Raw genomic sequence first — 12,732 nt, forward strand, 5'->3', positions numbered from 1 at the left:
TCTGACGCCCATAAGGTGGCCTTGACGGCAGGTCAGGTCAGCTCAGTACTCGGTGGCGGAGGCGTCCGGGGTCACCGCGGCCTTGCCGAGCTTCTTGTACGCACCGGCCACAATGGACTCGACGTCGCCGCCGCTCTGCGTCGTCGCGGCCGGTGCCCCGTACTCGATGGCCGTGGCGGCCTGCGCGGACGTCGCGCCCACCACGCCCAGTACCGCCGCCGCGGCACCCGCCACCAGCATCCCGGCCGCCACCCGCTTGATGTTCCGCATGACCCCTCCAGTTCACGAATCCGTCCCAGTGCGCCGACGCTAGCCCGAACCGGCCTCGCAGAGGACGTAGTTGACCGAAACTTGCCCCAAAGGGCGGAGTCAGGCCAGCTCGTCCATCCGCTCCTGCGCGGCCATGACGTCGTCACCGTGTTCGGCCGCCCAGTGTCCGAACGCCTCGATCGGGCCGAGCAGGCTCGCGCCGAGTTCGGTCAGCGCGTACTCGACCCGTGACGGAGTGTCGACCGCCCGGCGAATGACCAGCCCGGAGTACTCGAGCCTGCGCAGGGTTTCGGTGAGCACCTTCGTGCTGATCCCGCCGATCCGCCGCCGCAGCAGCGAAGGCCGCTGCGGCCCCTTCCGCAATGCCCACAGCACGACCGGGTTCCACGTGTTGGCCACCAGGTCGAAGGCCAGCCGGGTGCGGCAGTCGGCGAGGAACTCGTGCTCGATGCGGTCCACGGCTCCATTGTGCCCGCTCACGCGGTAACCAATCGGTACCCGCGCGCCTTCCTACCGTTGACCCGGTCAGCACACCGGAGAAGGAGTTCCCATGCGCATCGGCATTTTCGGCACCGGCGGGATGGCGGACGCGCTCGGCACGCAGTGGGCGCGTGCCGGGCACGACCTGCTCGTGAGCGGCCGCGACCCGGCGAAGGCCGCCGCGCTCGCGAAACAGTTCGGCGCGCGAAGCGGGAGTTGGACCGACGCGGTCGAGTTCGCTGACGCGATCCTGCTGGCGCTGCCCGCCGACAGCGTCCTGGACGTCCTCGACGCCGCCGGCGCTGCGTCCGGCGCCCTCGACGGGATCACCCTGATCGATCCCACCAACGCCGTCGACGAGACGCTGTTCCCGCAGACGCCACCTGGCACCTCGATGGCGGAGCAGATCACCGCGAAATCGGTGGGGGCCCACGTGGTCAAGGCGTTCAATCTGTGCCATGTGGACACTTGGCGGCTGACCCCGCCGGTGTTCGGCGGCCGCCCGCTCGCGGTGCCGCTGTGCGGCGACGACGAACGCGCGCTGGACCACGTCCGCACGCTCGTGCGGGATCTCGGCTGCGTCCCGCTCGACGGCGGCGGGCTCGACCGGGCCGTGCTCATGGAGGCGACCATGGCCTTCGTCGTCAAGCTGTGGTTCGACGGTGCCGACGCACAGGCGATCCTTCCGCCGCCGAATGTCTAAACAGGACACAGGTGGTCGAGCAGAAGCCGGGAAACGGTCTCCGGCGCGGATTCCGGGACGAAGTGCCCGACGCCGGTCAGCCGTTCCAGCCGGTACGGCCCGGTCACCCAACGGCGAGTGTTCAAGATCCCGGACGGCGCGACCATCGGATCGTCGCCCGCGATGAACAAGGCCGGTACCCGCACGCACTGCTCGTATCCGGCGAAGTCGTTGGCGCGGTACCAGTTCAGCGCGGCGGTCAAGGCGCCGGGCTCGGAGAGTCGCGCGAAGTACTCCTCGCAGATCTCCCGCGGGACGCCGTCCAGCTTCGGCGGCCCCGCCGCGAGGATGCGGTTTTCCGGGCCGGGCGCGGGCTCGCGGAACCCATCCATGTACTTCGACGCCTCCCGCTGCGCGGGATCGGCCCGCAACGCCTCGGCGAACGCGGCGGGATGCGGGACCGACACCGCGGCCAGCTTCCGGATCCGCCCCGGGTACCGGGCGGCGATCCACGCGACACACGCGCCCCAGTCGTGACCGACGACGTCGAACCTGTTCCAGCCCAAGGTGTTCGCGATGCCGCGGACGTCCGAGACAGCGTTGTCGAGCCGGTAGGCGTCGATCCGCGCCGGCCGCACCCCCGGCGAGTAACCACGCTGATCCGGCGCCACCGCGCGGAATCCGGCCGCGCCCAGCGCCGTCAGCTGCGCCCGCCATTCGAGGCTCGACTCGGGAAAGCCGTGCAGCAACAGGACCGGGCGCCCACTCTGTGGTCCGGCGGCGAGCGCGTCGAACGTCCCTGCCCTGGTCCGGATCCGCAGCCGCTCGAACCCGGCCGGAGCCGCCGACGCGGCCTGCGGCGCCATCGTGGCCGCGCCCGCCGCGATGGCCGCCGCCCCGAGCTTGAGCATGTCACGCCTGGTGGATGCCATACCGACGACTCTGCTCGACGGCGGCCCCGGCGGCCAGGGTGCGCACCACAGTTCCATGGTGGGGTTTTCCCCACCCTCCCGAAGATCAGAGCTGGTTGACGTCCACGATCCGGAGCACCGCGGAGCCCGCCTCGTCGGACGCCGCGAGATCGACCTCGGCGCTGATACCCCAGTCGTGATCCCCCGCCGGGTCGTCGAAGATCTGCCGCACGCGCCAGACGCCGGACTCCTTCTCGATCATCAGCAACGCCGGGCCGCGCGCGTCCGGGCCGATCCCGAGCGTCTCGTGCTCGTCGAAGTAGTCCTCCATGGCGTCTTCCCACGCGTCGGCGTCCCAGCCGTCCGCACCGTCCAGCTCGCCGAGCGACACGTACGCACGCCGCGCGGCCAGCTCGACGCGGCGGAAGAGTTCGTTGCGCACCAGCACCCGGAACGCCCGCTCGTTGCGCGTGACCGCGGGCGGCTCGGACGGCGGCCGCGTCGGCACCGGCCCCTCTTCTTCCGGATGCCGCAACGCTTCCCACTCGTCGAGCAGGCTGGAGTCGACCTGCCGGACCAGCTCGCCGAGCCATTCGATGAGGTCCTGCAACGGTTCCGTCTTCGCCTCGTCCGGGACCGTGTGACGCAGCGCGTCGTAGGTGTCGGCCAAATAGCGCAGCACCAAGCCTTCCGACCGCGCCAGCTGGTAAAAACCGATGTACTCCACGAAGTTCATCGCGCGCTCGTACATGTCGCGCACCACGGACTTCGGCGAGAGCTCGTAGTCGGCGACCCACGGATGCCCCTGCCGATAACTGGCGTACGCCGCGTTCAGCAGCTCCTCCAGCGGCTTCGGGTATGTGACGTCTTCGAGCAGTTCCATCCGCTCGTCGTACTCGATGCCGTCGGCCTTCATCGCCTGCACGGCCTCGCCCCGCGCCTTGAACTGCTGCTGCGACAACACCGGACGCGGGTTGTCCACAGTGGATTCCATAATGGACACGACGTCGAGCGGGTAGACCGGCGACTCCGGATCGAGCAGTTCGATCGCGGCCAGCGCGAACGGCGAAAGCGGCTGGTTGAGCGCGAAATCGAACTGCAGGTCGACGGTGAGCCGGATGATCCGGCCCTGCTCGTCGGGTTCGTCGAGCCGCTCCACGACGCCCGCGGCGAGCAGCGCGCGGTAGATCGCGATGGCGCGCAGGATCAGCTTCCGCTGCGACGGTCGCGGCTCGTGGTTGTCCTCCAGCAGATGCCGCATCGAGTCGAAGGCGTTGCCCGGCCGGGAAATCACGTTCAGCAGCATCGAGTGGCTGACCTGGAAGCTCGACGTCAGCGGCTCCGGCTCCGCCGCGATCAGCCGGTCGAAGGTGCTCTCGGTCCAGTTGACGAACCCCTCGGGCGCCTTCTTGCGGACGATCTTCTTTTTCTTCTTGGGATCGTCGCCCGCCTTCTCCAGTGCCTTCGCGTTCTCCACGACGTGATCCGGCGCCTGAACCACGACATAGCCGTCGGTGTCGTAGCCCGCGCGGCCCGCCCGCCCGGCGATCTGGTGGAACTCCCGCGCCTTGAGGTGACGCTGCCGGACGCCGTCGTACTTCGTCAGCGCCGAGAAGACCACGGTCCTGATCGGCACGTTGATGCCGACGCCGAGGGTGTCGGTCCCGCAGATCACCTTGAGCAGCCCCGCCTGCGCGAGCTGCTCGACCAGCCGCCGGTACTTCGGCAGCATCCCGGCGTGGTGCACGCCGATGCCGTGCCGCACCAGCCGCGACAGCGTCTTGCCGAACCCGGCGGAGAACCGGAAGTCGCCGATCATCTCGGCGATGGCCTCCTTCTCCGGTTTCGACGTGACGTTGATGCTCATCAGCGTCTGCGCCCGCTCGATCGCGGCCGCCTGCGAGAAGTGCACGACGTACACCGGGGCCTGGCCGCCGTGCAGCAGTTCGGACAGCGTTTCGTGCAACGGCGTCAGCGCGTAGCGGAAAGTCAGTGGGACAGGTCGCTGTGCCGATGTCACAACCGCGGTCGGGCGGCCGGTGCGGCGGGTCAGATCCTTTTCGAAGAAGGAGACGTCGCCCAGGGTCGCCGACATCAGCACGAACTGCGCGTCCGGCAGCTCCAGCAGCGGTACCTGCCACGCCCAGCCGCGGTCGGGCTCGGAGTAGAAGTGGAACTCGTCGGCCACCACCTGGCCCACCGGGGCGTCGCGACCGAACCGTAATGCGATGTTCGCCAGGATTTCGGCGGTGCAGCAGATGATCGGGGCATCCGCGTTGACGCTGGAGTCGCCGGTCATCATCCCGACGTTGTCCGCGCCGAAGATGTCGATGAGCTGGAAGAACTTCTCCGAGACCAGCGCCTTGATCGGCGCGGTGTAGTAACTGCGCCGCCCGTGTGCGAGCGCGGTGAAGTGCGCGCCGACCGCGACGAGGCTCTTGCCGGAACCGGTCGGGGTCGACAGGATGAGGTTCGCCCCGGAGACGACTTCGATCAGCGCCTCCTCCTGCGCCGGGTACAGCTCGAGCCCCCGTTCGGCCGTCCAGGTGGAGAAGGCCTCGAACAGGGCGTCGGCGTCGGGATCCGCTGGCAGGAGGTCTGTAAGAGTCATCAGGTGCCCCATCGTGCCATCCGTTGGTTCGGACTTGGCCAGGGGCAATCGCGGGCCGGAGCGGAAACCCGTAGGCTGCGCATACCGCGCACGACCGGGGGAACAACCGGTGTCGCGCGTACACGGGCGGTAATCCGGAGGGCTAAGGAATGGCACAGGACATCATCCCGATCGAACTCGGCCTGCCGCAGGGCGATGTGGTCACCCTGTGGGCGCCGCGCTGGCGGGAGGACGGCGAGGAGTGGGAAGCGTTCCTCGGCGACGAGGACGACCTGTACGCCTTCCCCGACGCCGCGCACCTTGCCGCGTTCGTCCGCACGTCCGAGCAGCACGACCTGCTCGACCACCCGGCGTGGGACGCGGTGCCCGCGCTGAACGTGCCCGAGCTGATCCCCGACGACGACCACTCCTACGACCTGGTGGGCGTGCCCGAGCTGGTCGCCGACGAGCCGGACTCGTGGACCATCTCCGAGCTGGCCGAGATCATCGGCATCGTCCGCTCGCTCGCCGACGTCTGCGAGCTGGAGGACGTGCACGAGATCCTCGACGCGCACGAGGGCTTCTCCTTGCTGGAGCAGGGACGGCTGCCGTTCACCGGCCAGAAGGGCACGGTGCTGTGGAACGACCTGTCCAAGGCGGTGTCGGAGGAATGGGACACCGTGCTCGACGCGATCGACGGCCTGGTGACCCAGCCCGAGGTCGACGCCGCGGTGCTGGAGCAGACCGCCGAGGAGCTGGCCGCGTTCCACGAGGAGTCGGCCGAGGCCGAGGCGGGCGCCGACGAGGGTGACGACGATCTGGAAGCCGTCTCCACCGACGAGGACTCCGACGACGAGGACGAGGACGACGAAGAGGACGTCCCGGTCGGGTTCTGGGGCGAGGTCGGCATCGACCCGATCAAGATCGTGACCTCGGGCGCGGAGTACTACACGCTGCGCTGCTACCTCGACGACAAGCCGGTGTTCCTCGGCAGCGAGGGCGAAATCGACGTCTTCACCTCGGAGAAGGCCCTCGTCCGCGCGATCGCGGACGGCAAGGAACTCGCCGACACCGACCTCGTCGAAGTGTCCACTTGGGACGAAGTGGTGCAGAGGGCCACCGCGGGCGAGCTGGAGATCGAGGTCGACGCCGAGAACACCTACGTGCTCAACGGTCTCGACGACGACATCGCCGAGGGCCCCGAGTCGATCGACCCGACCCAGCTGGAGCTGGCCGTCGAGCTGATCACCGACGCGTCCGACTGGGCGGGTGACGACGTCGCGGAAACCGCGCTGGCCGCCAACGAAAGCCTCGGCTGGCTGGTGTCGTTCGTGCTGCGGCCGGACCCGACGCGGCTCGAGCCGTCGGCCCCGTTCGACGCCGAGCAGAGCGCGTGGCGGAAGCTCGTCGAGTCGTTCGAGAACCGCCTCACGGTGGTCTAGACCCTTATCGTTCGGTCCGGGGTGGGGGTGCTGTCCCGAACGACGCGTTGCGGACGTTGAACGTCCCGAACGCGTCGTTCAGGACGCGCCCTCCGCCACCCCGCGAGCACCTGTCCACAGCCACCACCGATTGTGGACAACTTCGGCCCCGCTCCCCGGGAAACCCGGAACTGTCGTACCCCGGCGATAGAATGTTGTCGGGGTCGCCCCCCGGAGCGGGTGGGGGACACCCTGAGGATGCCGTGCGGATGCGGGGCGCCGGGGCAAGTGCTTCCCGGGTGTGTGCCCGTGGCTCAGGAGCCGAGGTGTTCGGCGCGGGCAGGGACCAGGGCGATGGCCAGCGCCGGGAAGATCGCCGCGACGCAGAACGCCAGCGCGTACCGCGAGTCCCCGATCACCAGGCCCAGTACCGGCGGGGTGAGGGCCGAGGCGAGGTTCTGCGCGGTGTTCTGGGCGCCCATCGCGCGGCCCGACCACGCCACGCCGGCGAGTTCGGCCGACGCGGTGAAGCCAAGACCGTTGTCGCTCACCGTGATCACCGCCGCCAGCACCAGCGCGAGCGCCACCAGCCACGGCCAGGTCGCGTCCCCGAGCGCGACCAGCAGCATCGCCGCCGCGCTCGCCATCGCCAGCTGCCGCATCGGCCGCAGCCTGCTGCTCACGCGGTCGGACCAGTAGCCCGAGGCCAGCCTGCCCAGCGCGCCCAGCACCTGCACCACCGCCAGGAACCAGCCCGCCGCCAGCACGCTCCAGTGCTGCACCGAAACCAGGTACACCGGGGCGAACGCCGACACCGCGAACTGCGGGACGACCAGCAGCGCGCTCGCGCCGTGCAGCCGCCACAGCGCCGGTTTCCGGTACGGCGACGGCGGTTTCTCGCCCGAGCCCGCCCCCGCACCTGACCCGGCCGGGCGCGGCGGGTCGACGACGAGCCAGGCGACCAGCGCGGCGACGACGACCGCGAGCACCGCGGGCAGCAGCATCGCGGCCCGGAAACCCCAGTGCTCCGCGAGCGGCGGCAGCCCCAGCGCGGCGACGCCGACGCCGAGCGGCTGCGCGGTCTGCCGGATGCCCATCGCCACCCCGCGTTCGGACGCGGAGAACCAGCCCATCACCACCCGGCCGCTCGCCGCGTTGACCGAGGCCGAACACGCACCGGCAGCCAGAAACACCCCGAAGAGTAGGCCGACCGAGTGAGTTCCGAGCGCGGCGAACACCAGGAGTAACCCCGAGGCGCCCAGTCCGAGCGCCATGATGAGCCGCTCCCCGTAACGGTCCGCAGCCGCGCCCCACACGATCAGGGTAAAGAGCAACCCGATACTCGGCGCCGCGACCACGGTGCCCGCCTGCGCGAGGGTGAGTCCCGCGGTCGTCCGCATCGCGGGGACCAGAAAGGGAAGGCCGTACAGGAAAGTGCAGCTCGCGGTCTGCGCGGCGAGACCGAGCGCGAGCACGAGCCACCGGTTCACCCGAGGTATTTCCCGGACCACACGCGCGCTCGCGACCTGCGACATCCTCACCACTATCCCATATTTTGAGACCCTGTTCCTATATACTGAAATATAGTTGGGCATGCTAAGGAACGCAACCGCCATCCGGCGGCCGCGTTCCGGGCCGGGGAAACTCAGGCCAGCGCGGCGTATCCCGGCTTGATCACGGTGTTGATGAGCTTCAACCGGTCGTCGAAATCGATGAACGCCGATTTCATCGCATTGATGGTGAACCACCGCAGGTCGTCGAGGCCGAAGCCGAACGCCTCGTGCAGCGCCGCGAATTCGCTGCTCATCGAGCATCCGCTCATCAGCCGGTTGTCGGTGTTGACGGTCACCCGGAAGCCCAGGCGGGCCAGCAGCCCGATCGGATGCTCGGCGATCGAGGGCGCCGCGCCGGTCTGCACGTTGGACGTCGGGCAGATCTCCAGCGGGATCCGGCGGTCCCGGACATAGGCCGCCAACCGTCCCAAATGGACCGTTCCGTCGGCGTCGGTCTTGATGTCGTCGACGATACGCACCCCGTGCCCGAGCCGTTCGGCACCGCAGTGCTGAATGGCCTCCCAAATGGAAGCGAGCCCGAACGCTTCGCCGGCATGAATAGTGAAATGCGCATTGTTCTGGCGAAGGAACTCGAACGCGTCGAGATTACGGGTCGGCGGGAATCCGTCCTCCGGTCCCGCGATGTCGAACCCGACCACACCGGCATCGCGGTAACGCACCGCGAGACCGGCGATCTCCAGCGCCCTGGCGTGCTGGCGCATGGCACACAGCAGCGTCCCCACCCGGATGGCGGCACCACGCTCCGCTACCCGGCTGACGCCTTCGGCGAAGCCCGCCTGCACGGCCTCGACCACCGCATCGAGTGACAGCCCACGTTCGACGAACAGTTCCGGTGCGTAACGAACCTCGGCGTACACGACACCGTCCGCGGCGAGGTCCTCCACCGCCTCGGCGGCGACCCTGACCAGCGCCTCTTCCGTCTGCATCACGCCACACGTGTGGGCGAACGTCTCCAGGTACGAGACCAGCGAACCGGAGTCGGCGGCCTCGCGGAACCACCGTCCGAGCGCGTCGACGTCGGTCGTGGGCAGGCCCGCGTACCCGGTCGCCTCGGCGAGTTCGGCGACGGTGCCGGGCCGCAGCCCGCCGTCGAGATGGTCGTGCAGGAGGACCTTGGGCGCGCGGCGCAGGGTCTCCGCGCGCAACGCCGGAGGTACGGGCGCTACTGGGGTTACTGTGCTTCCGTCTGACATGGATCCAACGGTAGTCTTGGTGTCATTCCCCTACATGGCCCTAACGCTCAGCCTCCACCTAACCCTGAGCGTTGACGATCACCGACTGAATCGGCCATCCGGGGGCGACCTCGGCATTGCGTGCTTCACGGGGGTCATACACACAGCAATTTCGCAATGGATAAGCTTCGTTACACGTCCCTCCCATTTTCCCCGCCGACGAAGGACACCGCAGTGACCACTGACAACCACATTGCCGCCCCGTCCTTCGACCGGATGCGCAACATGCTGGTGCGCGCGGCCGAAGTGCGTGAGAGCGAGCAGCAGCAGATCTTCGACGCGCTGGACGACATCTACGCCCGGCTCGCCCCGGTGGACTCGCTGGGCGCCGTCCGCAAGCGGCTGTCCGAGCTGCCCGACCGGACCGAGGTCGGCGTGCTCGCCGAGCGGCTCGACGAGGCCATGTCGCGGCTCGAGGCCCAGGACAACGCGATCTCCGCGCTGACCCACGCGGTCGAGAGCATCGTCGACAAGCTGGCCAAGCCCTTCGCCCAGCTCGACGGCCGCCTCGACGGCGTCGCCGCGCGCTTCGAGGGCGTCGCCGGCCGGATGGACGGCCTCGAGGACAAGCTGCAGAACATCCACCGCAGGCTCGACGAGCTCGGCGGCCACCTGGACAAGCAGGACGCGCGCCTCGAATCGCTCCCCGCCGCCGTGCACGGCCCGGTCCGCGAGCGGATCGAGCTGGCCGAGTCCGGGCTGCGCGAGCGGATCGACTCCACCGACGCCGAACTGCGCTCGCGCGTGGACGATCTCGACCGCGCGACCAAGGAGCGGATCGGCTCGGCCACCGAGGCGCTGAAGACCGCGGTCACCGAGACCGGCGAGATGGTCGACTCCTCCGAGCGCCTCGACGGCCTCGGCGGCAAGCTCGACACGGTCACCGGCAGGCTCGACGACCTGGCCTCGCGGCTCGACAAGGTGGAGAACGATCTGGGCGGCAGGCTCGGCGACCTCGACGGTTCGCTCAAGAGCGGGCTGTCCAAGGTCGAGGGCACGCTGGCCAAGCAGCCGGACACCGACTCGGTGGATTCGCTGGTGCGCAAGAGCAACGACGAGTCGGTCCGCCGCATCGGCGGCCAGCTCGACGAGGCGATGGCGACCTTCGCGGAGCTGATGCTCGGCGGCGGCCCCGCCGTCCAGCAGATCGCCCCGCCGCCGCCCGCCCCGCGTCAGCCGCGGCGCAGCTCGCGCAACGGCCGCGCGCCGAAGTCCGCCGACGCCAAGTCGAAGGCCGCTTCGTCGGACGCCTCGGATGACTCCTCCGACTGAGTGATCTTCGCGCGTTAACTCTTCACGACAGTGCCCCCGCCGGGCTTCCCGGCGGGGGCACTGTCGTCTCCGAAGCACCGCCGGGAGCTGCCCCCGGTGGATGGCAGACCGCGGACAGGCAAGCCCACCGCGCACGGCAGCACGTCCTGAACGGCGCGTTCGGGACGTTGAACGTCCTCAATGGAACGTTCGGAACACCCGAGGTCTCCCGAACACGCCGTTCGCCCGGTGGGCGAGTGTCATTTTCGCGTTAAATCCGGTGTACCGAACCGGTCGGCTCGCGTACCTGGATGGACGACACGCCGGGTCAGGAGGTGTGGAGGGTGTCGAAGACCAGGGGAGTGCGTTCCGCGGCCGTGTCCGAAACGTTGTAGGCACCGGTCAGAGCGGCCAGTGCCGCGGGGACGGCATCCGGAGTGTCGGTGTGCAGTTCCAGTAGTGGCTGCCCGGCCGCCACTGGTTCACCGGGCTTCACCAGGCAGCGCACGCCTGCGGCGGCCTGCACCGGATCCTCCTTGCGCGCCCGTCCGGCCCCGAGCCGCCACGCGGCGATGCCCACCGCGTAGGCGTCCAGCGACGCCAGCACCCCGTCCTCCGGCGCGGTGACGACGTGCACGTGGGCGGGTTTCGGCAGCGGTGCCTCCGGGTCGCCGCCCTGCGCGGTGATCATCCGGCACCACGTCTCGTACGCGCGTCCCGAAGCCAGCACTTCTGCGGGGTCCACTGAGGACAGTCCGGCCAGTGCGAGCATCTCGCGTGCCAGCGTCACCGTCAGCTCGACGACGTCGGCGGGCCCACCGCCACGCAGCACGTCGACCGACTCCGCGACCTCGATCGCGTTCCCGACCGCCTGCCCGAGCGGCACGCTCATGTCCGTCAGCACGGCCGTGGCCGCGACGCCGTGCGCGGCCCCGATCTCGACCATCGTCCGCGCCAGCTCCCGGGAGTCCGAAAGCGTTTTCATGAAGGCGCCCGAACCGGATTTGACGTCCAGCACCAGCCCGGCCGCGCCCTCGGCGATCTTCTTGCTCATGATCGAGCTGGCGATGAGCGGGATCGACTCGACCGTGCTGGTGACGTCGCGCAGCGCGTAGAGCTTCTTGTCGGCGGGCGCGAGGCCGGAGGTGGCCGCGCAGATCACCGCGCCCACTTCGGACAGTTGCCGGGTGATCTCCTCAGTGGACAGTGCGGCCCGCCAGCCGGGGATCGACTCCAGCTTGTCCAGTGTGCCGCCGGTGTGCCCGAGCCCGCGCCCGGACAGCTGCGGCACCGCCGCACCGCACGCCGCGACCAACGGCGCCAGCGGCAGCGTGATCTTGTCGCCGACGCCGCCGGTCGAGTGCTTGTCGACGGTCGGCCGGTCGACCTTCAGTGCCAGCCGCTCCCCCGAGTCGATCATCGCGCCGGTCCACCGGGCGATCTCGCCCGCTTCCATGCCCCGCAGGAAAATCGCCATCGCCAGCGCGGACATCTGTTCCTCGGCGACGACGCCGCGCGTGTAGGCGTCGACCACCCAGGCGATCTGCTCGTCGCTCAGCCGCCCGCCGTCCCGCTTCGCGCGGATGACGTCGACGGCCGCGAACGCTTCGATTCTGTGCTCGCTCATAGGATTCCGATCCTACCGTTCGGCGGCGCCGGTACGGTTTTCCCGAACGGCAGGACCGGAAATCCGGTTCAGTTCACCGTCGCGCAGGTTTTCGGCACGGTCGGCGAGGTGTTCGGCGGGTTCAGCGTCTCCCAGGTGAGGCAGAATTCGGCGCCGCTCGGATAGTTCTTGCCGATCCACAGGCTGTCCGTGTCGGCGTACTGCAGGACCTGGTTGTTCGTGCAGACCTTGAAATAGGTGCGGTTGACCCGGTCGTGTTCCACACTCGGGGTGTCACAACCACGGTCGTTGACCTGCGTGGCGACGATCCGCTGCAGAGTGTGCCCGTCCGGCGCCATCACCAGCTGGAGACAGCTCTTGATCGCGCCGTTCCAGTTGACGTGACAGTTGAGCGTTCCGGCCGCCGACGCGGCGGCGGGAGCGGAAACCAGAAAACCGGCGGCCAGCGGAATGACCGCAGCACCCAGCAGAATTTTCCGGAGCATTTTCGCCGACCCCCATTCCCGGATGACCGAAGCGGTCACCCGTCATGAATCCGGGTGGGACCGATAACACCGGAAGTTCGGTCAGCCCCTCCCCTAGCCCCCCATGGGCTCGGCTGACCGTAACACGGGTAACAAACCGTCGCAAAGACGTGAAAATTTCTAACCTTGCCGGTCGCGGTCCCGGGGTGGCCCCCGGCGGACGGCACACC

At 69.1% G+C, this 12,732-nt stretch carries 11 protein-coding genes; 3 read left to right on the plus strand and 8 right to left on the minus strand.

Features of this window, described 5'->3' with window-relative positions; genetic code table 11:
• Positions 1–42 precede the first annotated feature (42 nt).
• Together ACFW0G_RS23360 and ACFW0G_RS23365 are read right to left on the minus strand one after the other, a co-directional pair.
• The gene (locus tag ACFW0G_RS23360) at positions 43–270 is read right to left on the minus strand and encodes a hypothetical protein (protein WP_378327485.1); all 228 of its coding nucleotides are present in this window, start codon (positions 268–270) and stop codon (positions 43–45) included.
• A gap of 99 nt (positions 271–369) precedes the next feature.
• The gene (locus ACFW0G_RS23365; protein ID WP_378327588.1) at positions 370–720 is read right to left on the minus strand and encodes a winged helix-turn-helix transcriptional regulator; all 351 of its coding nucleotides are present in this window, start codon (positions 718–720) and stop codon (positions 370–372) included.
• A gap of 100 nt (positions 721–820) precedes the next feature.
• Between ACFW0G_RS23365 and ACFW0G_RS23370 the strand changes: the two genes are divergently transcribed.
• On the plus strand, positions 821–1,453 hold the full coding sequence (locus ACFW0G_RS23370; RefSeq protein ID WP_378327486.1) for an NADPH-dependent F420 reductase: 633 nt from the start codon (positions 821–823) through the stop codon (positions 1,451–1,453).
• Here ACFW0G_RS23370 and ACFW0G_RS23375 read toward each other — a convergent pair.
• Positions 1,450–2,364: an alpha/beta fold hydrolase gene (locus tag ACFW0G_RS23375; protein WP_378327487.1), complete on the minus strand. Its 915-nt coding sequence runs from the start codon at positions 2,362–2,364 to the stop codon at positions 1,450–1,452. The two genes, ACFW0G_RS23370 and ACFW0G_RS23375, sit on opposite strands and share 4 nt — an antisense overlap.
• 85 nt (positions 2,365–2,449) lie before the next feature.
• The gene (locus ACFW0G_RS23380; protein WP_378327488.1) at positions 2,450–4,954 is read right to left on the minus strand and encodes a DEAD/DEAH box helicase; all 2,505 of its coding nucleotides are present in this window, start codon (positions 4,952–4,954) and stop codon (positions 2,450–2,452) included.
• Positions 4,955–5,103: 149 nt separating this feature from the next.
• On the opposite strand from ACFW0G_RS23380, the gene ACFW0G_RS23385 reads away from it, so the two are divergent.
• Entirely contained in the window at positions 5,104–6,375 is a 1,272-nt protein-coding gene (locus tag ACFW0G_RS23385; protein WP_378327489.1) for a primosomal protein, read from the plus strand.
• 293 nt (positions 6,376–6,668) lie between these two features.
• Here ACFW0G_RS23385 and ACFW0G_RS23390 read toward each other — a convergent pair whose 3' ends face one another.
• Together ACFW0G_RS23390 and ACFW0G_RS23395 are read right to left on the minus strand one after the other, a co-directional pair.
• Positions 6,669–7,889 carry an MFS transporter gene (locus ACFW0G_RS23390; RefSeq protein ID WP_378327490.1) on the minus strand — a complete coding sequence of 407 codons (1,221 nt, stop codon included), beginning with the start codon at positions 7,887–7,889 and terminating at the stop codon, positions 6,669–6,671.
• 110 nt (positions 7,890–7,999) lie between these two features.
• Positions 8,000–9,121 carry an adenosine deaminase gene (locus ACFW0G_RS23395; protein WP_378327491.1) on the minus strand — a complete coding sequence of 374 codons (1,122 nt, stop codon included), beginning with the start codon at positions 9,119–9,121 and terminating at the stop codon, positions 8,000–8,002.
• Between the two features lie 213 nt (positions 9,122–9,334).
• Here ACFW0G_RS23395 and ACFW0G_RS23400 point away from each other — a divergent pair, with 213 nt between their 5' ends.
• The gene (locus ACFW0G_RS23400; protein WP_378327492.1) at positions 9,335–10,432 is read left to right on the plus strand and encodes a PA containing protein; all 1,098 of its coding nucleotides are present in this window, start codon (positions 9,335–9,337) and stop codon (positions 10,430–10,432) included.
• 307 nt (positions 10,433–10,739) lie between these two features.
• Here the strand turns inward: ACFW0G_RS23400 and ACFW0G_RS23405 are convergent, their stop codons facing one another.
• Both ACFW0G_RS23405 and ACFW0G_RS23410 read right to left on the minus strand, forming a co-directional pair.
• Positions 10,740–12,023 (minus strand): thymidine phosphorylase, encoded by a 1,284-nt coding sequence (locus ACFW0G_RS23405; RefSeq protein WP_378327589.1) that lies wholly within the window; start codon positions 12,021–12,023, stop codon positions 10,740–10,742.
• A gap of 83 nt (positions 12,024–12,106) precedes the next feature.
• Complete coding sequence (locus tag ACFW0G_RS23410; RefSeq protein WP_378327493.1) at positions 12,107–12,523, minus strand: hypothetical protein; 417 nt, start codon at positions 12,521–12,523, stop codon at positions 12,107–12,109.
• Positions 12,524–12,732: the final 209 nt, after the last annotated feature.

The sequence above is a fragment of the Amycolatopsis sp. NPDC058986 genome (genome assembly GCF_042741125.1).
In the GTDB taxonomy this organism is placed as follows: Bacteria; Actinomycetota; Actinomycetes; order Mycobacteriales; family Pseudonocardiaceae; genus Amycolatopsis.